Genomic DNA, 19,015 nt, shown 5'->3' with positions numbered 1-19,015 from the left:
AGTAGCCGCAAATACCCCCGCTCCGCTGCCGCGCCCGTCACACTGTGCCTATGGCCGCTGTGTTCATGGTGTTGGAGGATTCCGAGCGTGAGGCGCAGGCCGAGCTGGAGCGCATGTGTACGGCGCTGGGCCTGGAGCCTCTGGGCCGGCCGAGCCGGGTGGTTGGCCGGGACCGGTGGATGGCGCGGGCCCAGGTTCCGGCACCGCAGCCCGCTGGCCCCGGGCACGAGTAGGCCCCGCCCGGGATCCGAGCGAGGCCGTGGTGGTGCGGCGGTCAGGGGTTCCGGTCGGGCTGCAGTGCACTGATCGGGACCTCGTAGATCTGGTCTCCCACGACGTGGACTCCGGCCCGCTTGGTGATCACGCGTGCTGTGGTGCCGTTCTCGCTGAGAACACGGACGGGGATCAGGCTGCCCTCGTACCCCACGAGGGCCTTCTCTTCGACCTTGTGCATCGGGTTCTCCTCTACTGGGTGCGGGTGGTCGGGCGTGGGGTGTGCTGGTCTGCGCATTCGGTGGCCCAGCACTGGTGGGTGTGGCAGGTCTGCCGCTCGTCCGGGTGCATCCCGGCAGCCTCGCGGGCATCGTCACGGCGGAGAGCGGCGGCGAGTCGTTGGTTCACGGCGGTGTCCTTCCGGGGTGGTTGGTTGGCTGCGGCTCGCTAGCGCCTGGCTTTGGCATCGCAGTTGGCCGCCTTTTGCTCGCAGTTGGCTGCCTTCTGGTCGCAGTTGGCCGCCTTCTGGGCCGCGCCTCGAGCTTTGGTTTCGTTGCCGCTTGCGCGATGCTGTGCGGCCACGTCTCGCCACTGGTCCGCGGTGGCCCGCCACTTCGCCGCGCTGTTCCGCCACTTCGCTGCGTCTTCAATCCAGCCCATGGGCTTCCTCCTTCTGATGGGTGGCCGGGCTGTCTGCCCGCCGCAACCCCACGCCGAGGGAGGCACGCGGAGCACGGTGGGCAGACAGGTCAGCGGTCGCGGCCCCTGCACGACCCGGCGTTGGGCCCGTCAGGCCTTCTCTGCCAGCTACGTGCTGCGCGGACGTCTTCGACGGGGATGCCGAGGGCATTGGCGTAGTAGTTGGCGCACCGCTCGGCCATGTCCTCCTGGGCCTCGCCACGCTGAACCTGTTCGGCGATCTGGCTCACTCGCTCGGCGGCCAGGCGGAGCACTTCGGGGTCAGCAGCCACGTGGTCCTCCTTCGGGGGCATCACCGGATGGCGTTGGCGAGTGCGGGCCACAGCCGGTCGTCGCGACCCCACACCGGGTCGATGAGGGTGAGATAGGTGGACTTCCGCAGTTCGCGGACGGCCCGGCCGCCGACGCCTTTCCACTCGTAGGCGATCTGGTCGCGGTGGCCTTCGGTGCGGGCGAACCACGTGTACGGCTCCCCGTCGGCATCGGTGACGGGGATTCCTTCGTGGAACTGGACCCCGGGCCGGTGAGCAACCACGATGATGCCTGCACGCTTGGCCTGGGTGCGGATGCGGTCGAGGAGGCGGCGGTCGGCGACCCAGCCTTCGACGGCGGCGCGCTGACGCCACATGCGCCCGTCCCAGCCGCGGGTCTCGGATTCCCCGGGCTGCGAGCAGGTGGTCACGTATCCGGCCCGGTTGACGGCGGCCAGGACCGGAATGAGGTGCCGGGTCTCGTCGTCGGGGCCAGCGCCAGCCTCGTAGCCGGGCCAGGACGAGATCCGACCCTCCAGCCAGTCGGCCATCAGACTGCCCAGCTCGGCGACGGAACCTGCCTTCTTCCACGGGTTGGCCATGGTCAGTGTCCTTCCGGCTGGAGTTCGCCCCGCGCTTCAAGTTCGGCGATCATGGCGTTGATTTCGTCGTGGCCAACGTCGATGAGGTCGGTGCGTCCACACTCTCGGGCCTTGGCCATGACCTTGGAGTACGAGCTGATTTGCTCTCTCAGGAACGTCGCGGGCATGCCCTCGTATTTGCTCACCGTGGCGCCCATCAGCTCCACTCCCACGGCTGACGGGCGGTGGCCGCACGTCGGGCTGCGGTAGCGAATGCCTGCGCGTCCTCAGCCCAGTCCCGGGGCATCAGCGGATTCACAGCCGCCCGCTGAAGCACGCCCGCGATCTTCAGCGCCTTACGTGGCGGCACCGCGAGCGGGCAGCGCACCTTGCCGTCGAAGAGGAAGGCGATGGTGCGCCAGTCGCCGGATGGCAGTACGTGTGCAAGCTGCTTTCCGAGGTTCGCGATGGTGGTGGCGGAGCGGCGCTCCTCGCCGTACTGGTTGGCGCCGTGAGAGACGTTGATGCCCATGGTCAGTGTCCTTTCGAGAGTTGTCGGGCGAGGGCTTCGAGCTGTTCGGCCTGCCGCTCACGGGCATCGATGAGCCGCTCATAGGCAGCCTCGTCCGCCGGGAAGTGCTCGGTGATGCCGTACTGCTGCCGCAGGTAGGAGATATGCCGCTCCCGGGCGCCCGGAAGATTCAGCTGCGCGCAGTGGACGAGTTCGTGGACGAGGGTGCGGTCGAGTTCCCGCAGATTGCGGTGACGGGCGGTGTCGATGGCCACGATGGCGCCTGTGGCGGTGAGGGTGGTGCCGCCGAGGGGCCGCACGCTCCAGTGGTCGACGACGCGCGCAAACGCCCTCCGCTGCCAGGAAACCTTGCCTGCGAGGTCCACATCCGCCTGCTGCACGAGCGAGACGACGCCTTTGCGGTCCGTCAGGACTATCTCCACCAGCGGGAGCGGCCCGCCGACGCGTCGAGCGACCAGGCTTCCGGCCTGCTCTCCGATCTCGCGGATACGCTGCTCGACACGGTCGGCGCCTCGGCAGCGGCGGTGAACGGTGATGTTCACGAGCGCCTCTGCTCTGCCCCGTACAGGCCGGACTTCGGGTCGGTGGTGTGGGAGCGGTGGACACGGAATCCGTCGCCGGTGAGGACGAGCGGGTCGTGGGTTGTTCCGTCGTGGCCACATGCCGCGCAGGTGTTCCGCTGGCCGTTGTGGTCACGCTTCTGCTGACGCGAGTTGATCCAGCGCATGGCGACCTCCTCTACTTCTTCCGAACGGGCACGTGCCGCTCGTTGGGGTCGCGTTCTGCGTGATACGAGGCGGCGAGAATGGCGCCTGCCCCGCTGTTGCGCGGCGTGTTCTGCAGGTCAGGGCAGCCGGAGCAGACGACCCGGAACCTGTCGGCCTTGTAGTCGGCCTGGGCATAGACGAAGGCGCCGTCGGGAGTTTCGAGGATCTTGCTGATGCGCTCGTAAGCCATGACGTCACTGACCTGCTGCAACGGCGCGCTGGTACGCGGTGAGGGTGACGTCGATGGCCCGCTCGGGGCTGCCGCACCGCTGGTTCCAATCGCCGATCAGCCCGTGATTCCAGCCCCGGCCACGCAACTCGCACAGCACGTGCCAGGCTGCGGTTTCGGCGCCAGACATGGTGCCGACACCCAGGGCGACGGTGGTGACGAGCGCACCGCAGATACAGCGCTGACCGCGCTTGTTCCGCATCTTGTGCGGCTTGGCCTGCCAGCCCCACCTCGGGTCCCGCAGGATCGCGGCGGCCACGTACAGCTGGGTGGACGGCGGATGGGTGCAGTCCCGGCGCCGCCCGCGGTGCGCCCAATCGGGCAGGGCCGCGGCGAGCCGGCCGGGGAGATGGACGTCGACCGGGGGCCGGGTGCCGTGCCGCTGCTGCCGCTCGATCTGCTCGACCATCTCCTGCACTGTCGTGCCGCGGAGTAGATGCCGCGCCGCGGGATCGACAGGCGCGGTGCGCTGGTAGCCGGCGGCGATGGCGTCGAATGCCCGCCGGTCGGCTGCGGTTAGAGGATGTGCCTTGTACATGCGGGCGGCGGCCTTATCCAGGTCGCCGGGAGTTGCCGTTTCAGGCAAGGCTGTGGCCATACTTCTGGTGCTCCTTCATCTTCGGATGGGGTGGGCGGTAGGGGCGCCCCGGTGCTGTCCAGGCGATGCGGGGCGCCCCGGCTGAGCTATTTCGGAGCGGTGGCCGCCTGGTAGATCTCGGTGTGCGTGAACCCAGCGGCGATGGCCGCGTGCAGCGAGGGCATCACCGCGGCGTAGTCCGGGTGGGAGTCGTCGGCTCCGGCGGCGAGCAGTTCGTTGCCTCGCCGCATGGCGACCACAGCGGCATCGAAGACTTCTTCGCGGGTGGACACGGTCGTCACTCCCCCTCTTCGAAGCGGACGTGCATGGTGGCGCGCAGGAGCTGTGCGGTTTCACTCTCGTCGGTCTGGCGAGTGTCGAAGCGAGCCTGGACCTCGGCGATGATGCGATCGGTGGTCTTCTTGTCGCCGCGCTTCTTCGCAGCGATGTAGTCGCGCACGGACTGGTGCGTGATCTCCAGGTCGGACATGGTTCTCCTTCGATTCGGCTTGGTTACTTCTCGCGCAGCGAGTAGCGCACGAGGACCACCGATTCGGCAGGAACACCGCACTCTTGAGCGTGGAAGGCACGGATCACCGCGAGCAGGGTCCCCACAGTGGCGCCGGGCGGCGGGGCGTAGCTGCCGGTGCGGTCCTTGGCGGCATTTGACCCGTACTGCAGGGGGCCGTTGGTGAGTGTGGCGCTCCACGCGTACTTCTTGGCAGTGAGTGGAGTATTCGGGTTGCTGTAGTCGGTCATGAGTTCTCCCTCGATTCGGTGATTGTGTTTGCGGTGGCTGGTTCGATCGGCTATTCGTCGCGGCCGATCTCGGCGAGCGGGATACCGGCGGCCTTCGCCGCCTCGGTGGCCCTCTGGGCTGCGGCGAAGTCCTCGTCGGTGCCGGAGGTTACGTATGCCGCCCAGCTGCGGCGCGCCTCAGCGAGTAGTTGCTCTCGGCTGCTGGTCACGGCCATCAGATCCACCCCTTCCGCTTGGCATCCTTCTGGCCTGCGAGGTTTTCCCGGACCCGCTTCCGCAGGCCCCTGATCTCGTCCTTGTCGAGGGGCCGGCCGAACGCCTCGTCGTTGCCCAGTGGCCCGCCGACCTGGGGGCTCGGCTCCCAGATGCCGCGCACGCCGCGGGGCTGCTCGGTGTAGACGGTGCCGTGCTCGGCCAGCAGTTGTTCCACGCTCTTGGAGCCGACCATGGCGCCGCCAAGGGGCCAGTGCGTGTGGGTGACCTTGTAGCGGGCGCACAGCCGAGGGTCCTCGTAGGGGGCGACCCGCTGGGAAACCTCCTCGACCACGTACAGCCAGTCGCCCTTCTGGGCGGTGCTGGACAGACGCTTCGCGTCGCGTTTGGTGTTGCGGTAGACGGGCATGATGATCTCTCTTCCAGCTAATGGAACATTTATGGATCTTTCGGGCATTCAGGGCTGTCATCAGCCCTGACAGTTCATGGATCGACGCAGGTCAGCCCCTGTCGCGACCCCTGACAGGCCCTGGCGAATGAGTGATCAACTGGCTTCCGCTGTCAGGGGTCTGTCAGGGCAGTGACCTGTGGCTATCCATCGAATGACAGGGGTCTGTCAGGGGTACATGTCACCCATTCCGGGCGGCGGTGATGTCCTCAAGGAGGTAGCCCTGCCCCCGCTTGCCGTCGGCGGCCGGAACCCTCTTCACCTCCAGCTCGACGCCAGCCGCCTCGATCTGGTCGCGGATGACCTTGCCGACCCGACCGGCCCAACCGGCATCCGTCTCGCCGTCCTTGCGGCCGTACCGGGCAGGATCGGTGGCCGCGAACGCGGCGAACACCTCAGCGTTCGTGACATTGCCACGCCCCGTCGACTTGGCCAGGATCTCCAACCGCTCCAGCAGATCAACCCGCGTGATGCGACCGTTGCCACGCTCGCCCCCGGCAGCCGAGGAGACCCCGGTCCACGCCAGCAGCTTGGCCTCGATCGGATCCTGCCACTGGCCCGGCAGTCGGCCGGCCTCGCGGCGGATCTCGATCGCCTCGGCGGCGACAACCCGCTTCTCCTCGGGTTCGACCATGAACGAACGGGCTGCGACCACTCCGGTATCCGGCGTGGCGAGCACGGTGCGCCCCGGCTGATCAAGCGGGATCTTCGACGCGTCGTGCCCCGCCCCAGCCATGCCGTCGCCGAGGATAGTGTTCGACGCCATGGCGGACTCGGTGTTCATCGCCGCCCGGCCGGTGTGGTTCTGCCGCAATCGGCCGCGGATCACGTCCACCTCCGGCACCTGGGTCAGGTCCACCAGGATGATCCCCAAGGCCAGGCCGACAGCGGCGAGCTGCGACAGGTTCTCGGTGATCTCATCAGCGAAGGGACTGGTTCCCTTGGGGGTGTAGGTGGCCAGCTCGTCCACGACGAACAGCTCGACGCCACCGATCTGTTCGATCAGATCCTCAGTCAGCTTGTCCAGGCCGTGCTCGTCGAGGAAGTCGGCGCGGCGGTCCATGTCTTCTATGAGGGCTCGCGACGCCAGGGCGAGCCGCTCCGGGTTCTTCTTGACGAACGTGGACAGAAGCGGGGCGAACGGATTGTGCTCGCCTGTGCCCTTTCCGTCGAAGATCCGCACGTTAACCCTCGGGTCCTTGGCGGTGGCGAGCAGCAGGTTCGCGAGGAGGACACCCTTGCCACGGCGGGTGGCGCCGCCGACGAGGAAGCTGGTCTCTCGGATACGGAACCAGATGGTGTTCCCTCGCTTGCCGAACACCAGGGGGGCACCGTCCCGCCAGGTGTTGATCACCCCGGAGTGGTCGAGGAGCGGAGAGCGGCGCACAACGTCGAACGGGTCCTCGCTGGACATCCACACCTTCAGACGAGAGGCGTTGCTGCCCTTGCCTCGGTCGACTGCCAGGTCGGTCCAGTCCTTGTGCACGCCGAGCGCCGAAGCGATCTTCTCGGCCTTGGCAATGGCGTCGCTGGCCGGGATACCGGACGGCAGATCGACGGTGTATCCGGTGCCGGGGCCCTCGGCACGGGGGATGCCGATGCCGCGGATTTCCTCGGCGCGCTTCTCGGGCACGACTCCTGCTTCGACGAGGACGCGCCGCATGGTCTCCTCGCCGAGGAGGGATGCCTCACGAGGCGCTTCCTGGTGACGCAGCTCGGGGATTGCGGCGATCTCGGGCTCGGGGCGGCCGTGGTAGGCGCCGACAATGTAGGCCCCGGCGCCCATCGCGGCCTCGATGAGGGTGCCGCCGACGACGGCGCCGGTTGCTGCTCCGGCGACGCCGGCGGCACCCCACAGGCAGCTCTTGATCGCGTGCCACTTCTGGTGTTCGCGACGGTCCGTGCGCAGGTCCTTGATGGTCTTCTTGGCGTGGGCTTCGGCGTCGGTGTCGCCCTTGGCGGCCTTCAGCTCATCTTTGGCGGATCGGATCATCTGCGGGTAGTCGTCACGGAAGCCGTCCACCCACCGCCGGGCGAGGTTCTTGTAGCCGCGGCCGACCCACGGCGCGTACAGCTTGTTACTAACGGCGTGGTCCTTGACGGCGCCGACGGCGGCGACCTTCGACCGCATCCACGACGCGTCGTTGGTCTTGACGATCTCGCCCTGGTGCTTGACGACAGTGCCCTCGACGGGCGCCGGGGTGGTCTCGGCCGGCTCCTTGCGCAGGCTCAGGTTGGGCTGGCGGATGGGGTGCGGTGCGGTAGTCATGACGGCGTCTCCAGGGGGTCAGTTGGCGTCGCCGCGGACGGCGTTCTTGGCGGGCGTGGACGTCTGCTCGAGGGCTGCCTGCTTGCGTGCAATCGGACTGTTGGGCTGCGTCTCGCCGGGCCTCCGAAGAGGCGGCGTGCCGCCGTTGAAGCGGCGCCCGTCGGGGGCGTTCGGGTCGCGCTTCGCGCTGGCACCCTTTTGGGATTCGACCTGCGAGAAGTCACCGATTATCGGAACGTCGGTGACCGTCTTCATGCGAGCCCGAGCGGCACGACTCTGCGCCTCGATCTCGGCCGTGATGCCGACCTCCTTGGAGCCGGTCACGCGGCACCAGGCGTCGCCCCAAATCTGCTCGGTGACGTACTGCGAGCCGCGCGCCGAGCGCATCGCGTCGGCGACATCCCACACGTCCTTGTGGTTGTCTCGGCGATCGTCGTCGCGCCGCTTCTGCTCGGCCTCGGCCTGCTGCCGTTGGGCCGCCTTGTCAGCGGTGGCCTTCGCATCGGCGGCCTGCTTCTCGGCCTTGGCCTTGGCCCGCGCCGCGTCCTCTGCTTCCTTCTCCTTCTTGGCTGCGCGCTTCTCCCGGTACGAAGGGATGCCGTCGGCCTTCTGTGCGATCCCATGCTCGTAGGCCATGAGGACGATCGGGCCGACCAGGGACGCGATGGCGCCAACGAGACCGGCGTTGAAACCGATGGCCGGGTTGGTCATGCCGCCCCGCATGTTGATCGTCGCGGCGATCAGCGCGCCGAGCATGATGCCGACCCGGTACGGCAGCACGTCCCGGCGGTGCGCGACAGCCCAGGCAGCGCCGCAAGCGAGAACCAGGGCGATGCCTTCGAGCATGGCGGGGGCAGCGACAAGGAACTTACGGGCAGGGTCCCAGAAGTCGAGGAACTGCACCGGGGCGGCGATGATGAGGCAGACGGCGTAGATACCGCGGGCACCCCACTTCCACATCCGCTGGGTGCGCTCCTTCTCGGCTTCCTTCCCTGCTTCCCGATCGGCCTCTTCCTCGGCGGCCTTCTCTGCCTTCTCCGCAGCGGCTCGGGCTTTGGCAGCCTCGGCCTCTTGCTTGGCGATACGTGCCTCGCGAGCAGCCTGTTCCTCGCGGGCGCGGGCCTCGGCCTTATCGTTCGCGATCTTCTGCTTGCGAGTCTCCTCGACAGCTTTGATCTTCTCGGCCTCAGCCTTGCCCTCGGCTTCGATGCGGAGCGCTTCGGCTTCGGCTTCGGTGCGCTTCCGGATCGCCTCCGCCTCGGCCAGGGCCACGGGATCGAACCGCGGCTCGGCATACGAGGCAACGGGCGTCCCGTTGACCTTCTCGACGGAGGTGGTCACAGTGCTCAGTCCCTTCGGGGTGGTGGAGGTGGTGGACTAGCGGTCGAATGTGGTGGTCATGCGACTAAGGCCGAAGCCTTGTTCGGTGAGTGCCGCACCGAGGGCCTCCCTGGCCTCCGCAGCCGTGGCCTGGATGTCGTGCCGGAAGTAGGCCGCGGTGGCGACGCTCTTCGGGGTGAGTTGGAGGCCGTCGTCTGCCGATGCAAAGCGGGCGAGCCCGTCAACCATGTACCGGGCGGCCTCCATGATCTGGTCGTGGCGGCGGCGCTTGGCGGTCTTGAACACGGCCCCTCCTCTCAGGCGGCGGTCTTGTATTCGCCAGGGCCCTTGGTGCGCACGTAGTGGCGGGAGAGTTTCTGCTCGTCGATCAGCCCGTCCAGGACGAGCGCCGCAAGCACGAGGGCGCCGAGCCCGATCCGCATCCACATCGGCGGGACCACGCCGAACAACCAGGACAGTCCGGCGATCATCAGGGCGATCCGTAGGCGAGCGAGCCCGGCAAGCAAGGTCAAAGGCATCAGGAATCCTTCGGGGTGGTCGGTGGTGGTGTCTGGCGGGCTTTCCATCACCGCCCGGAGTGCAAGGTCGGGCGGGATGGGCTGCCGTCAGCGGCAGTGGGTGGCGCGCAGGTCGCCGTCGGTGGCTCCGTGGGCGCGGGCGACCAGGAAGGTGCGCCGAACCCCTTCTTCGGCGCTGGCCGCCTCGGGCGAGCCCTGGCCGTAGTCGGTCACGACCTGGGCGAAGACGGTCACGGCATCGGTGGCCTGGCGGAGGGCTGTCGCCTTGTCCATGGGTTTCCTCTCCAGTCAGTTGGCGCGCTTGGCCATTGCGGCATCCAGCTCCGCCCAGGTAGCCCCGGCGTTCAGGGCGGCACGCTGGGCCTTGGCTGCGCGGGTCAGGTAGGGACGGTGCTCGGGGCTGTTGAAGCCGTGAACCCGCTGAGCCGTGCGCGCGACGCTGTGCGTGGTTGCGGCTTCCTCGACCAACTCGGTCTTCGTCTTCTTCCTTGCCATTGGGTGATCTCCTCTCGGGCGATTGGGTGGGGGTGGCGGGCTTCCCGATCCGCCCGTGCGAGACCGGCGGATCGGGATGCCGTCAGGGGTAGATGACGCCGTCGCCGTTGCAGTCCGTGCAGCCTTCTCCTCGGCAGGTGCACGAGGTGATGCCAATGTCGTCGGTGTCGTTGTCGGGCAGGGCGTCTCGCGGGCCACTCGGTGGCAGGTGGTCGCGTATCCAGTCGGGCAGGGCCATCAGCGGGTTTCCATTCAGTCGATGCGGGTGATGTCGATAGGCTCGGGGTCCAGTTCGGTCCCGAAGCGGTTGATGCGGTGGTGGGGGCGCTCCGCTTTCACGGCTGTCTTCTCCACGGCCTCGTCGGCGCTCTCAGCGCGGGCGTAGTACGTGTACTGGCCTCCGGCTCCGGGGCCGAAGACGCCCTTCCTGGTGACGGTCCACCGCGGCATTCACGGGCTCCTCTCAGTGGTGGCCGGACGGGTTGTCCGCCCCGCGCCTCCGCCCGTACCGGACGGGCGGATCGGGCTGCCGTCAGGCGCTACGAAGTGGTGGGAGTGGCGCTGATCCTCGAAGTGCTGCCGGACTGTCCGGCCACCGCACCCCACGCGGCACGCGGGGAGGGGAGGTGGGACAGGGTGGAGAGCCGGGCCCGGGGTCGGGGGAACCACCGGACCCGGCGGTGAGGAGGGGCTAGGCGGCCAGCGCCTTCGACGTCTTCGGCTTCGGCTTGCCGTAGCCCGTGCGGTAGTCGGCAGCCGCATCAGCGAGAAGCTTCGCGACCCGCTTCTTCCGGGCCTCCGCCTCCGCCGGCGTCGTCGGCTTCGGGTCACGGGTGACCCTCACGACGCCACCTGCTTCCGGGTGATGATGTGCCGGACCCGAGACTCCGGGATCGCCTTGTCCACGCCGCCCTCGAAGTGCAGCACCACGTAGTCGCCCTCATGCGAGTACGACTCCAGCCGCACCGAGGTGACAGACAGCGCCGAGATCGACGTCACGTGCCCCTCGGGGTAGGAACCGTCGTCGGTGACGATCACAAAGGACGCCATCACGCCACCGCCTTCACGTCGGCGCCGGCGTTGCGCAGGACGTCCATCAACCGCGGCTCGCCGGGGTGGGCGGCGTCGTACTCGACCGCCGCGAGCAGAAGCTCCAGACCCCAGCCGAGGTCACCGACATCCTTCGCCGCCCGGTACTGGGCCACGATGCGGGCGCGCTCCGAGCGGGCCATCAGGCGGCCAGTCCGAGCGTCATGCCGTGCAGCTCGTCGTACAGCGACGGCTCCCCGGGGTTCGCCTTGTCGAACCGGGCCGCCTCCGCGAGAACCTTCATCTCGGCGTCCCAGGTGCCGGCCTTCGTGTACCGGGTCACCACGTCCAGCCGGTACACGGCCCGCTCCGCCCGCTCGGCGTAAGCCCGCTCGATCTCGACCTCCGCGACCGTGATCGCAGCCCGGTCGGCGGACGAAGCGCGGTCGCCATCGAAGAGAGACCCGATCACGGTCCGGTCGGTAGAGTGCATTGTGTTCCCTCCTAGGGGGATCAAGGCCCCGGCCAGCGGTTGCGTCGCTGCGTCCGGGGCCGCCTTCGTTTAGGCAGCCTCGACAGCCGTCAGGCATGGGTGGGCGGAATTCCGGGCCGCCAAGTCGCTGGCCTTCCGGCGAATGCGATACTGACGGTAGACCGGTGGTCCACCGGTGTCAACCAGTTGACCGTGGGGGGAGTCGCCCCTATGGTCAAAACAGATTCAGCGAAGGGAGAGGAAGGAGCGATGCTTGGATACGCCGAAATCGCCACCCACTTCAGGCGGCAGATCACCGACGGGGAACTCAGCCCTGGCGACGCAATGCCGTCCTACAAAGAGGCCTCTGAACAGTTCGGGGTGAACCGAACGACCATCGTCCGCGCTTATGACATCCTCAAATCCGAAGGCCTGGTCGTCAGCCGCCCCGGAAAGGGGACGACCGTCGCCGCACGCCCCGCCATCGTCATCAGCGGAGCCGACCGACTCGACCGGCTGAACCGTACCGGCCGACGCTACGGCCCCGGCGAAGACTCAACGGGACATCGCGTGATGCGGCGATCGGTGTACGACGCGGAGGTCTGCCGCGCGCTCGAGATCGAGCTTGGCGAAGAGGTCGTCATCCGCATTCGCACATTCCGGCAGGACGGTCGGCCGACGAGCGTCGGTGTATCGGTCTATCCGCCGCGGACTGTGGTCGAGGTGTCGGAGCTGGCCGAGGAGGAGCAGATGGAGCGCCACTTCGGTGAGATCTACACAGAGCGAACCGGCCGCGAAGTCGTCAAGGGGCAGAGGACTGCCCATGCACGGCAGGCATCACAGGACGAGATCGACGCGCTGCAGCTCGATGCGCCCGCGCACATTGCCATGGCCGTCCTCGTCACGACCGTGACCTTCCACGACGAAGAGGGCCCGGTTGGATATTGGGAGGACGTCTACGCCCCCGGAAAGAAGATCCCGACCGCCTAGAAAGCGATCGGCCGAGCGGTCATCACCCGCCCGGCCGATTCGAACAGCGAGTTCCCGCTCGCTGATCAGTGACCCGTCTCGTCAAAGAAGGAGTCCTTTGTGACTGTAGCCCACGACGTCCCCACCCAGCAGTCCTCTGTGCCCACCGTCACTCCCACCTCTCCCCCGACGCCCGCCTCCCCCCGCCTGGTGGCTGCCGTCGTCCGCGGCCAGCGGGTCGCGGTGGAGTGCTGCGCGGACTGGTGCGTGGTGGATCATTCGGCGGAGAACCTGGCCAACCTGTCGGACCTCTACCACGAGGGCAAGACGCTGGCGCTTCCGGCCCCGGAGTTCAACAGGGTCTCGAAGGTACTGGTGGCCACGATCCGGCAGGACCCGTTCTATGTGGACGCGGACGAGTGCCTGCCCTACCTCGCGTTTGATGCGACGGGCGAGGGTGATCCCGTCAGCTTGCAGCCGGCCGCAGCGCTGGCGTTCATCGATCAGGCGATCGCGCATCTGGAGAGGATGCGGGCGCAGGTGCAGCAGCTGGCCGAGGTGCGGGAGGCTGCTCGGCAGGCGGTGGAGCGGTGACGGTCGTCGACCGATTGGCGTCTCGGCTTCCCCGGCGGCGGCGTGAGGCCCAGGAGCGTGCTTTGCGGGCGGCGATGGAGGCGGACCGGGATCAGTTGCCGTGGGGGTGTGCCGACTGCGACGCCGACACACGGGACGAGTACTTTCACGTTCACGAGCACGTGTGGTCCGCGGCGGACGCACCCCCTCTCGGGATGCTGTGCATCGCCTGCTTGGAGCGGCGGCTTGGTCGTCGGCTCCGGGCCCGGGATTTCAGCGGGGCACCGATCAATGATCCGGCGTATCCCCGGCCGCCTCGCCCGAAGAGCCGCCGCCTACTTGACCGGCTCGCCAGCGCCTGACCCCAGACGCAACACGACGGCCGGGTGGACGCCACATCCACCCGGCCGTCTTCAGATCAACGGGTCTGCGGCCCGCGATCCAGGAGTTCGGTCTTGAAGGTACAGAAGCATGCCTGCGCCTGCCAGTGGGTGGCGGTGCGATGAGAGTCATACGGACCATGCCGGACGGCGGCTGGGTGCCGGTCGCCAACACAACAGCGCAGAGCCGGCGCCTGAGTTGGCGCGCGAAGGGCTTGCTGCTCGATCTGTTGAGCTTCCCCGACAAGTACGACATCACGTTCGAGAAGCTCATCGCGATGGCCCGCGCGTCGGGCGACTCGGACATGGAGGGCCGCGACGCGATGCGGCGGGCGCTGCAGGAGCTGGAGCGCAAGGGCTACCTCGCCCATGTGCGGAGGCGAGTGAAGGACGAGGAGTCCGATCGGCTGTTCTGGCGGACGGAGACTGTGGTGTGCGACGACCCCGAGACGCTGAAGCTCCGGGTTACGGCTTTTCAGGAAGCCGGAGGTTCAGGAGGCCGGACGTCCAGTACGACGGAGGGTCAGGAGGTCTTTAACAAGACGGGTAGTTACAAGAATGATCAGCAAGACGAGGATGGGAAATCCTCCTCCGCACTCGCTGGCGCTCGTGCGGGCCAGCACGCGGGCGAGCAAGATCGACGGCAAGTGGAGCTCGACCGGCTGTACGCCGCCGCGAACGAGCTCGACGACGACCGGCTTCGCCGGCTCCTCCTCCAGTTCGAGAAGAAGCGACCGAGGGTCTACCGGGAGCAGCGGCAGTCGGCCCTGGCGCAGCTGGAGCGGGAGAACTCGGCAGTCCTGCGGGGCCCGCAGTCGGTGCGGGCCGTAGACCTGCTCAGCTACAAGTACGCGCTGCTGCACTATGTCGACCCGGGCATCCCCGAGTGGCTGCGAAGGTTCCCGCGGTGACCGGGGAGAGCCGGGCTGGCCGTCACCCAGCCAGCCCGGCCAGCTGTCACTCCTGCTCGTCCTCTTCGGGCTCGTCAGGGTACGGGTGCGAGTCGATGATGACGACGGGCAGGCGGTCGTCACTGTCGAGAGCCTCGAGGATGGCGTCCCGCACGGCCGTGGCGACCGCTGGTGTGACGGTGGGGAGGGCGCCTGATAAGGAGTCTTCGTTCATTTGGTCGAGGATGGCAGCCAGGGTTCGGCCTGACACCGGCACCGTCACCATCCCCCTCTCTTCGACAGAGAGCGTGTCCGCGGCCGGCGGGTTGAAATGCGTGCTTCGCTGGCCGATAGAGCACTGCTCGATGATGAAGTTCCAGGTGTCCATGTGGCAGATCAGGTGTGTCTGGCCGATGCCGGCGGCCTTGATGAGTAACGCCTCGTGGGCGTCTTGGGCGTCGTGGTCGGAGAGTGGTTCTCCCATGCTCGGTGTCCTCTCGTCGGCTCCGCCTGGTGCGGAGCGTCGAGGGAGTCTCGGCTCGCCGGGTCTGTCTCATGCGCTTGTGTCGCAGTGCGCCCCCGTGCCCCTGCGGCCTTCGAGCGACACTCCCCCGATCCCTTCATGATCCCCTCTCTGGCCCTCCTAGGATGGGCGGGCCGTCACCGAAAGGACTGTTCTCTATGCGCCCTCAGCGCTTCGAAGCGTTCGCCCTGGAGCTTGCCAGCAAGGACCCGTCGGCCGGGAAGGCGACGACGTTGAAGGGTGCCGGGGACAGCAAGCACCCGTTCGGCCTGGCCGCGATGCTCAATGGATCGGAGGCCAGGATCCAGTTCGTCGCGCAGTCGGCTCCGGGTGACAAGTATGAGGAGCCGGAGGGGTCACCGGTGGAGGGTGAGCCCTTCGCTTTGGAGCGGCGTGCGGATGGCCCGGAGGGTTGGCTTGCTGGGTTGCTGGCGGGTTCGGGGTCGCGGGAGATCGCGAGTATCGATCAGTGGTCGTTGAGGGAGAATCCGGCGGATCGCCGCGATGGTCTGACTGTCGAGTTTCATAGCGGCGCGAAGATTTACGCGCGCACCCTGTAGTGCGCCTTCCGCACGCCCCGCAGCCGGGCGCATCCTGTGGGTAACCGACCCTGGGAGGCACGATGCGTCGCGATCCCGCCCAATGCTCAGCCTCATGCCCCGTGTGCGGTGCCAGCACCTCGGCAGAGGCCGGAAAGCCGACTCCGCAGCATCAGCCGCAGGGGAGTCGGGAGATGTGCACCGGCGCCGGCCAGCCCGCGCAGTGAGAAGTGGCCCCCACCCATCGGGTGGGGGCTTCCGCTTTGGCTGGTTCAGCCGCTTGCGGCCACGCCTTCGTCTTCTCCGGCCGTTGAGAGGCGGTCGTCGATGATGATTCGGGTTACGGGCGACTCCTGCCCTGCCGCGTCTCCGCGCGCCGCCGGGCCGACTCCGGGCGTAACCCGCTGCAGGGCTTCTCCGATGCGCTTGTACACCTGGGCGGCTAGATGCCTGGTTCCTGCGGGGGTCTGCGGGGCCCGCTGGGTCTCCCACAGGGCGTCAAGGATGGCGATGAGGGTTCGGCCTGAGACGTCAACTTCGACGCGGCCATCGGCCTGCTCGGAGATGTCAGCGGGGAGCCGGAAGTGCTCGCCGCGGCTGGCCTGCTCGATGAGGAAGGCCCACGTGTCGCGGTGGCAAATGACTTCGGCGTAGGCAACGCCGGCCGCGAGGCCGAGGAGCTGGTCGAAGTCGCTGGAGTCTTCGCCTGCGGCTTGGGTGGGGGCGGCTGCTGTGTCCTGCTGGCGGGCAGCTTCGAGGGTTGCGGCGCGGGCTTCGGCTGCTTCCCTGAGCGCGGCCTCTGTTTCGGTTCGGGCTTGTTGGGTTTCCTGCCGGGCGATCGTGAGGTCGGCTTGGACGCGTTCGACGGTTTGTCGTAGGTCGCGGTTTTGGTCGCGTAGTTCGGCGAGTCCGTTCTGGACGGTTTCGGTGAGCTGGGCGACTGAGGCGACGATCTCTCGGTGCGTGTCGCGTATGTCGTTGCGGATATCGGCGGTGTCGTTTCTCCTGACCATGCGTTCCCCCCTTGATGCTGATGGCGGCTGTTGCCTGGGAAAGCTCCCCATGCGTGCCGTCGGCGACGCGGCAGGTTCCGGCCGATGTGGACGGGCGCGAGCGTTCCTCAGGCCGGGCGGCAAAAAGGCCCCCGACCGTGGCGGCCGGGGGCGTCAGTGTTCACTCATCCGAGGTAGGTGACCTGTAGGACGGTGACGGTCTTGAGGGTGTTGCCTATGAGGAGGACGGCGAACGCGTCCGGGGTGACGAGCATGCGCATCACCTTGTCGTCTTCGCCGTAGGGTTCGGTGGCGCCGATGGGATCGTGGCAGGCCATGTCGAGGGCGATGGTGAGCTGCTCGCTGGCGTGAGGCGGTAGCGCGTCGTGGACTGCTTCGGCAGACGGGTCGTACTTCAGGCGGTACACCGACGTCCCTTTTCACACAGGCGCGTGTGCGGCACGCGCGTCCGTCTCCCAATCTGATTGGCAGCGTAGTCGATCGGATGCGGCGCGTGACCTGATTGTGGGATCTACGCTGCCCCGCGGCGGCGGATCCGCTCTGCGTCGGCTTGGACTCGGTCCGTCGCGTCCACCCACTCGCCGGGAAGTTGCTCGGCGCGAACGTCGTATTCGGCCAGGTCATGGCCGCGTTCAACGGAGGCGACGGTGTCCTCGGCGATGCGCTGCCACTTCACGAAGACGGTCAGTAGTTCGTGGGCTGGCGCCTTGTTGATCTCGCTGAGGAAGCGCTGCGCGAGCGTCGGATTGCCCAGGGCATCGCGAATGCGTTCGATCGTCCAGGGCGTGTCGCTCATCGTGGATCGCCAATCTCCCCGCAGATTCATGCTTCGTGACCGCTCCACCGTAGCGGCGATACCTCCTTGATACCGCCTTCCTTGGCAGCAAACCCACGGGAAACCAGGTGAACTTTCCAGTTCGACAACTAATCGAGGATCTCTGCTCGGTTCGTATTTGCCAGTGGCATACGACAGCTTCTGTGAGCCCGCTGTCACACCCCGGGGAGCGCCTCCTGCTCGACCTGGTGCTCGGGCGGCCGGGGTGCGGTGCGCACGGCGAGCTTGTTCCGGCAGTCCTCCCCGAGCCCCCACAGGCGTGCCTGGCGTCCTCGCAACGGCCGTCCGCAGATGCGGCAGGTGATACGACTGCGCCCCGCGGCCGGCTCGCCGAAGCCGGGCAGCGGGGCGGGATCGTCTGGGGTCATGTCGCCCAGATTCTCACGGGGAGGGCCGGGCGGTGGCCCAGCGTTGCCAAGCGGCCAGCCCGGCGACGGCAGCCTGCTCGCAGGTTCTCTCCGGTCGAGCTGTCGAGGAGGGTCCGGAACCGGCGAGCCACCAGGTCCAGCCGCTGCGCCGGCCTGCACGGTAGTTGGGCGCTACGACGACGAGAACTCTGCAGTCCCCGGCCACGACGTGCCAGTCCCGGTCTTCGGACCAGGTGGGGGCCTTGATGAGGGTCGCGGTTTCGATGATGGCGCGGGCCCGGCGGGCGGACATGGGGCGGCGGGTCACTGGCTGACCGCCTGGTCCTCGTAGCTGACGGTCATGGCGTCGCGACCGGGGCCAGCCTCGCCGTCCTGTTCGCGCGCCCAGTCGTGCAGCGGGTCGCGGCGCCAGCACACGAGCTGGCCGTCCGGCCGCTGGTGCCACACGTGCGGCAGCTCGGCCTGGTCGGATAGCACCCAGTCGAGGGCTTCGGCCTCGGTGTGGTGGTGGATCTCGCCGCTGTCCTCGGTGGGCCAGGTGTTGCCGCAGCCGGGGATGTCGCATACGGCGAGGATGCAGGTGATGCGGCGGAAGGCCATCAGGGCTCCTCAATCCGGCTGGATGGTCTGGATGACGTGGAATTCGCGCAGCAGGATGGCCGCGTCCCAGATGTCCATGGCCACCTTGCGGCCTTGTTTGTCGGCACCGACGAGGAGGAAGCCGTCGGCGTCTTCGTGGACGACCCCGGTCCAGGTGTTTTCCCATCTGCCGGGCAGGGTGCGGGTGATGGTGATGTGGTCGCCGTTTTTGGGCTGGTAGGCCATGGCGGGCTCCTTCGGGCGGGGTTATAGGGGGTGTCCGTCGCAGTCGATGTACTCGCCGCCGCGGACGTGGGGCATGAAGCAGCCGCCGTGGTCGAACTCGTCTTCCTCGAACTCGTGGTCGGTGTCGTCCGACTCATCGGTCGGTGCGGCTGCTACGGCCGCGATGAGGTCGGCGGGGTGGCCGATGTTGTGGATGCGCAGGTACTCCTCCCCAGTGATCGGCTGGTCTTCCTTCGGCAGTGACTGGTCGAACTGCACGGGGGCTCCTCTGGTTGAGAGCAGGCATGGCGGGCGGCCGGATGGGGCGGCGGTCAGACCGCGGTGATGGAGCCGGCCCGGACGCAGGTGGCGGCGGTGTTGCCGTCCGTGTCCTGGAGTGCGAAGCGCACGCCGAGCAGGTCGTCGTTGTCCGTGCACTGCAGGCACTGGCAGGGGTGTGCGGCGTAGGTGCCGTGCAGGTCGGTGAGGGAGCCGTGGTAGCGCACTTTGGTGCCGGGCTCCCAGCGGATCAGCGGGTTCAGCATGGCGGGCTCCCTCAAGCTGGTGCGGGTGGACTGAGTGCCTCGCAGGGTGCACGGTCGGGCCGTACACCCGGGCGGCCGTCAGACCGGGTGTTTTTGGCGGGATGAATGAGAGCCACTGGGGCGGCGGTTTCGAGAGCCACGTTCGTCCATCCGTGAAGGGGATGGATCACAGCACGGGTTCAT

The 19,015-nt window shown here is 67.8% G+C and carries 40 protein-coding genes; 4 read left to right on the top strand and 36 right to left on the bottom strand.

All coding sequences use genetic code 11. The features are described from left to right. Positions 1–274 precede the first annotated feature (274 nt). The 27 genes from ABTY62_RS43130 to ABTY62_RS43000 all read right to left on the bottom strand — a co-directional run bounded on the left by ABTY62_RS43130 (position 275) and on the right by ABTY62_RS43000 (position 11,414). Positions 275–454 (bottom strand): hypothetical protein, encoded by a 180-nt coding sequence (locus ABTY62_RS43130; protein ID WP_352134855.1) that lies wholly within the window; start codon positions 452–454, stop codon positions 275–277. 11 nt (positions 455–465) lie between these two features. Then, entirely contained in the window at positions 466–621 is a 156-nt protein-coding gene (locus ABTY62_RS43125; protein ID WP_352134854.1) for a hypothetical protein, read from the bottom strand. A gap of 39 nt (positions 622–660) precedes the next feature. After that, positions 661–873 carry a hypothetical protein gene (locus ABTY62_RS43120; RefSeq protein ID WP_352134853.1) on the bottom strand — a complete coding sequence of 71 codons (213 nt, stop codon included), beginning with the start codon at positions 871–873 and terminating at the stop codon, positions 661–663. Positions 874–962: 89 nt separating this feature from the next. Beyond that, the gene (locus ABTY62_RS43115; protein ID WP_352134852.1) at positions 963–1,184 is read right to left on the bottom strand and encodes a hypothetical protein; all 222 of its coding nucleotides are present in this window, start codon (positions 1,182–1,184) and stop codon (positions 963–965) included. Positions 1,185–1,204: 20 nt separating this feature from the next. Then, positions 1,205–1,765 (bottom strand): DUF6919 domain-containing protein, encoded by a 561-nt coding sequence (locus ABTY62_RS43110; RefSeq protein WP_352134851.1) that lies wholly within the window; start codon positions 1,763–1,765, stop codon positions 1,205–1,207. A 2-nt stretch (positions 1,766–1,767) separates the two neighbouring features. After that, the gene (locus ABTY62_RS43105; protein ID WP_352134850.1) at positions 1,768–1,962 is read right to left on the bottom strand and encodes a hypothetical protein; all 195 of its coding nucleotides are present in this window, start codon (positions 1,960–1,962) and stop codon (positions 1,768–1,770) included. Next, a complete protein-coding gene (locus ABTY62_RS43100; protein ID WP_352134849.1) occupies positions 1,962–2,276 on the bottom strand; it encodes a DUF7739 domain-containing protein in 315 nt (104 codons plus the stop codon). Before ABTY62_RS43100 ends, ABTY62_RS43105 begins: the two co-directional genes overlap by 1 nt. 2 nt (positions 2,277–2,278) lie before the next feature. Then, entirely contained in the window at positions 2,279–2,818 is a 540-nt protein-coding gene (locus ABTY62_RS43095) for a hypothetical protein (protein ID WP_352134848.1), read from the bottom strand. Beyond that, a complete protein-coding gene (locus ABTY62_RS43090) occupies positions 2,815–3,003 on the bottom strand; it encodes a hypothetical protein (protein WP_352134847.1) in 189 nt (62 codons plus the stop codon). The genes ABTY62_RS43095 and ABTY62_RS43090 overlap by 4 nt, the downstream gene beginning before the upstream one ends. 11 nt (positions 3,004–3,014) lie before the next feature. Continuing rightward, the gene (locus tag ABTY62_RS43085; RefSeq protein ID WP_352134846.1) at positions 3,015–3,233 is read right to left on the bottom strand and encodes a hypothetical protein; all 219 of its coding nucleotides are present in this window, start codon (positions 3,231–3,233) and stop codon (positions 3,015–3,017) included. A 4-nt stretch (positions 3,234–3,237) separates the two neighbouring features. Further along, the gene (locus ABTY62_RS43080) at positions 3,238–3,870 is read right to left on the bottom strand and encodes a hypothetical protein (protein ID WP_352134845.1); all 633 of its coding nucleotides are present in this window, start codon (positions 3,868–3,870) and stop codon (positions 3,238–3,240) included. An 86-nt stretch (positions 3,871–3,956) separates the two neighbouring features. Continuing rightward, positions 3,957–4,142: a hypothetical protein gene (locus ABTY62_RS43075; RefSeq protein ID WP_352134844.1), complete on the bottom strand. Its 186-nt coding sequence runs from the start codon at positions 4,140–4,142 to the stop codon at positions 3,957–3,959. Positions 4,143–4,147: 5 nt separating this feature from the next. Beyond that, positions 4,148–4,339: a hypothetical protein gene (locus ABTY62_RS43070; RefSeq protein ID WP_352134843.1), complete on the bottom strand. Its 192-nt coding sequence runs from the start codon at positions 4,337–4,339 to the stop codon at positions 4,148–4,150. 23 nt (positions 4,340–4,362) lie between these two features. After that, positions 4,363–4,608 (bottom strand): hypothetical protein, encoded by a 246-nt coding sequence (locus ABTY62_RS43065; RefSeq protein ID WP_352134842.1) that lies wholly within the window; start codon positions 4,606–4,608, stop codon positions 4,363–4,365. Between the two features lie 50 nt (positions 4,609–4,658). Beyond that, complete coding sequence (locus ABTY62_RS43060) at positions 4,659–4,823, bottom strand: hypothetical protein (RefSeq protein WP_352134841.1); 165 nt, start codon at positions 4,821–4,823, stop codon at positions 4,659–4,661. Further along, on the bottom strand, positions 4,823–5,230 hold the full coding sequence (locus ABTY62_RS43055) for a hypothetical protein (RefSeq protein ID WP_352134840.1): 408 nt from the start codon (positions 5,228–5,230) through the stop codon (positions 4,823–4,825). Before ABTY62_RS43055 ends, ABTY62_RS43060 begins: the two co-directional genes overlap by 1 nt. Positions 5,231–5,450: 220 nt before the next feature. Then, on the bottom strand, positions 5,451–7,538 hold the full coding sequence (locus tag ABTY62_RS43050; RefSeq protein WP_352134839.1) for an FtsK/SpoIIIE domain-containing protein: 2,088 nt from the start codon (positions 7,536–7,538) through the stop codon (positions 5,451–5,453). Positions 7,539–7,556: 18 nt separating this feature from the next. Further along, positions 7,557–8,879, bottom strand: coding sequence for a V-type ATP synthase subunit E family protein (locus ABTY62_RS43045; protein WP_352134838.1), 1,323 nt, complete (start codon positions 8,877–8,879; stop codon positions 7,557–7,559). A gap of 36 nt (positions 8,880–8,915) precedes the next feature. Further along, positions 8,916–9,164 (bottom strand): hypothetical protein, encoded by a 249-nt coding sequence (locus ABTY62_RS43040; protein ID WP_352134837.1) that lies wholly within the window; start codon positions 9,162–9,164, stop codon positions 8,916–8,918. Positions 9,165–9,175: 11 nt separating this feature from the next. After that, positions 9,176–9,397: a hypothetical protein gene (locus ABTY62_RS43035; protein WP_352134836.1), complete on the bottom strand. Its 222-nt coding sequence runs from the start codon at positions 9,395–9,397 to the stop codon at positions 9,176–9,178. Positions 9,398–9,484: 87 nt separating this feature from the next. Next, positions 9,485–9,670 (bottom strand): hypothetical protein, encoded by a 186-nt coding sequence (locus tag ABTY62_RS43030; RefSeq protein WP_352134835.1) that lies wholly within the window; start codon positions 9,668–9,670, stop codon positions 9,485–9,487. 15 nt (positions 9,671–9,685) lie between these two features. Next, complete coding sequence (locus ABTY62_RS43025) at positions 9,686–9,892, bottom strand: hypothetical protein (protein ID WP_352134834.1); 207 nt, start codon at positions 9,890–9,892, stop codon at positions 9,686–9,688. A gap of 252 nt (positions 9,893–10,144) precedes the next feature. Next, positions 10,145–10,342 carry a hypothetical protein gene (locus ABTY62_RS43020; protein ID WP_352134833.1) on the bottom strand — a complete coding sequence of 66 codons (198 nt, stop codon included), beginning with the start codon at positions 10,340–10,342 and terminating at the stop codon, positions 10,145–10,147. A 241-nt stretch (positions 10,343–10,583) separates the two neighbouring features. Continuing rightward, positions 10,584–10,736, bottom strand: coding sequence for a hypothetical protein (locus ABTY62_RS43015; RefSeq protein ID WP_352134832.1), 153 nt, complete (start codon positions 10,734–10,736; stop codon positions 10,584–10,586). Continuing rightward, positions 10,733–10,942 carry a hypothetical protein gene (locus tag ABTY62_RS43010; protein WP_352134830.1) on the bottom strand — a complete coding sequence of 70 codons (210 nt, stop codon included), beginning with the start codon at positions 10,940–10,942 and terminating at the stop codon, positions 10,733–10,735. The genes ABTY62_RS43015 and ABTY62_RS43010 overlap by 4 nt, the downstream gene beginning before the upstream one ends. Continuing rightward, positions 10,942–11,124, bottom strand: coding sequence for a hypothetical protein (locus tag ABTY62_RS43005; protein ID WP_352134829.1), 183 nt, complete (start codon positions 11,122–11,124; stop codon positions 10,942–10,944). Before ABTY62_RS43005 ends, ABTY62_RS43010 begins: the two co-directional genes overlap by 1 nt. Continuing rightward, positions 11,124–11,414, bottom strand: coding sequence for a hypothetical protein (locus ABTY62_RS43000; protein WP_352134828.1), 291 nt, complete (start codon positions 11,412–11,414; stop codon positions 11,124–11,126). Before ABTY62_RS43000 ends, ABTY62_RS43005 begins: the two co-directional genes overlap by 1 nt. 249 nt (positions 11,415–11,663) lie before the next feature. Here ABTY62_RS43000 and ABTY62_RS42995 point away from each other — a divergent pair, with 249 nt between their 5' ends. The 3 genes from ABTY62_RS42995 (at position 11,664) to ABTY62_RS42985 (ending at position 14,226) form a co-directional block, all read left to right on the top strand. Further along, positions 11,664–12,383 carry a GntR family transcriptional regulator gene (locus ABTY62_RS42995; protein ID WP_352134827.1) on the top strand — a complete coding sequence of 240 codons (720 nt, stop codon included), beginning with the start codon at positions 11,664–11,666 and terminating at the stop codon, positions 12,381–12,383. Between the two features lie 99 nt (positions 12,384–12,482). After that, entirely contained in the window at positions 12,483–12,956 is a 474-nt protein-coding gene (locus ABTY62_RS42990) for a DUF6907 domain-containing protein (RefSeq protein WP_352134826.1), read from the top strand. A 499-nt stretch (positions 12,957–13,455) separates the two neighbouring features. Next, a complete protein-coding gene (locus ABTY62_RS42985) occupies positions 13,456–14,226 on the top strand; it encodes a helix-turn-helix domain-containing protein (RefSeq protein ID WP_352134825.1) in 771 nt (256 codons plus the stop codon). A 46-nt stretch (positions 14,227–14,272) separates the two neighbouring features. Here the strand turns inward: ABTY62_RS42985 and ABTY62_RS42980 are convergent, their stop codons facing one another. Further along, on the bottom strand, positions 14,273–14,689 hold the full coding sequence (locus ABTY62_RS42980) for a hypothetical protein (RefSeq protein ID WP_352134824.1): 417 nt from the start codon (positions 14,687–14,689) through the stop codon (positions 14,273–14,275). Positions 14,690–14,886: 197 nt separating this feature from the next. Between ABTY62_RS42980 and ABTY62_RS42975 the strand changes: the two genes are divergently transcribed. Next, positions 14,887–15,288: a hypothetical protein gene (locus tag ABTY62_RS42975; RefSeq protein ID WP_352134823.1), complete on the top strand. Its 402-nt coding sequence runs from the start codon at positions 14,887–14,889 to the stop codon at positions 15,286–15,288. A 251-nt stretch (positions 15,289–15,539) separates the two neighbouring features. Here ABTY62_RS42975 and ABTY62_RS42970 read toward each other — a convergent pair whose 3' ends face one another. The 8 genes from ABTY62_RS42970 to ABTY62_RS42935 form a co-directional block, all read right to left on the bottom strand. Further along, a complete protein-coding gene (locus ABTY62_RS42970) occupies positions 15,540–16,280 on the bottom strand; it encodes a hypothetical protein (protein WP_352134822.1) in 741 nt (246 codons plus the stop codon). Between the two features lie 164 nt (positions 16,281–16,444). Beyond that, on the bottom strand, positions 16,445–16,687 hold the full coding sequence (locus ABTY62_RS42965; RefSeq protein ID WP_352134821.1) for a hypothetical protein: 243 nt from the start codon (positions 16,685–16,687) through the stop codon (positions 16,445–16,447). 104 nt (positions 16,688–16,791) lie between these two features. Then, positions 16,792–17,076 carry a hypothetical protein gene (locus tag ABTY62_RS42960; protein ID WP_352134820.1) on the bottom strand — a complete coding sequence of 95 codons (285 nt, stop codon included), beginning with the start codon at positions 17,074–17,076 and terminating at the stop codon, positions 16,792–16,794. 194 nt (positions 17,077–17,270) lie between these two features. Further along, a complete protein-coding gene (locus ABTY62_RS42955; RefSeq protein WP_352134819.1) occupies positions 17,271–17,483 on the bottom strand; it encodes a DUF6011 domain-containing protein in 213 nt (70 codons plus the stop codon). 303 nt (positions 17,484–17,786) lie between these two features. Next, complete coding sequence (locus ABTY62_RS42950) at positions 17,787–18,083, bottom strand: hypothetical protein (protein ID WP_352134818.1); 297 nt, start codon at positions 18,081–18,083, stop codon at positions 17,787–17,789. 9 nt (positions 18,084–18,092) lie between these two features. Then, positions 18,093–18,308 (bottom strand): hypothetical protein, encoded by a 216-nt coding sequence (locus ABTY62_RS42945; protein WP_352134817.1) that lies wholly within the window; start codon positions 18,306–18,308, stop codon positions 18,093–18,095. Between the two features lie 21 nt (positions 18,309–18,329). Continuing rightward, positions 18,330–18,566, bottom strand: coding sequence for a hypothetical protein (locus ABTY62_RS42940; RefSeq protein WP_352134816.1), 237 nt, complete (start codon positions 18,564–18,566; stop codon positions 18,330–18,332). Positions 18,567–18,619: 53 nt separating this feature from the next. After that, positions 18,620–18,832 (bottom strand): hypothetical protein, encoded by a 213-nt coding sequence (locus ABTY62_RS42935; protein WP_352134815.1) that lies wholly within the window; start codon positions 18,830–18,832, stop codon positions 18,620–18,622. Positions 18,833–19,015: the final 183 nt, after the last annotated feature.

Source organism: Streptomyces sp. NPDC097640, assembly GCF_040302705.1.
Lineage (GTDB): Bacteria > Actinomycetota > Actinomycetes > Streptomycetales > Streptomycetaceae > Streptomyces.
Note: the sequence above shows the minus strand (reverse complement) of the source record. Positions and strands in the feature narration are given on the sequence as shown.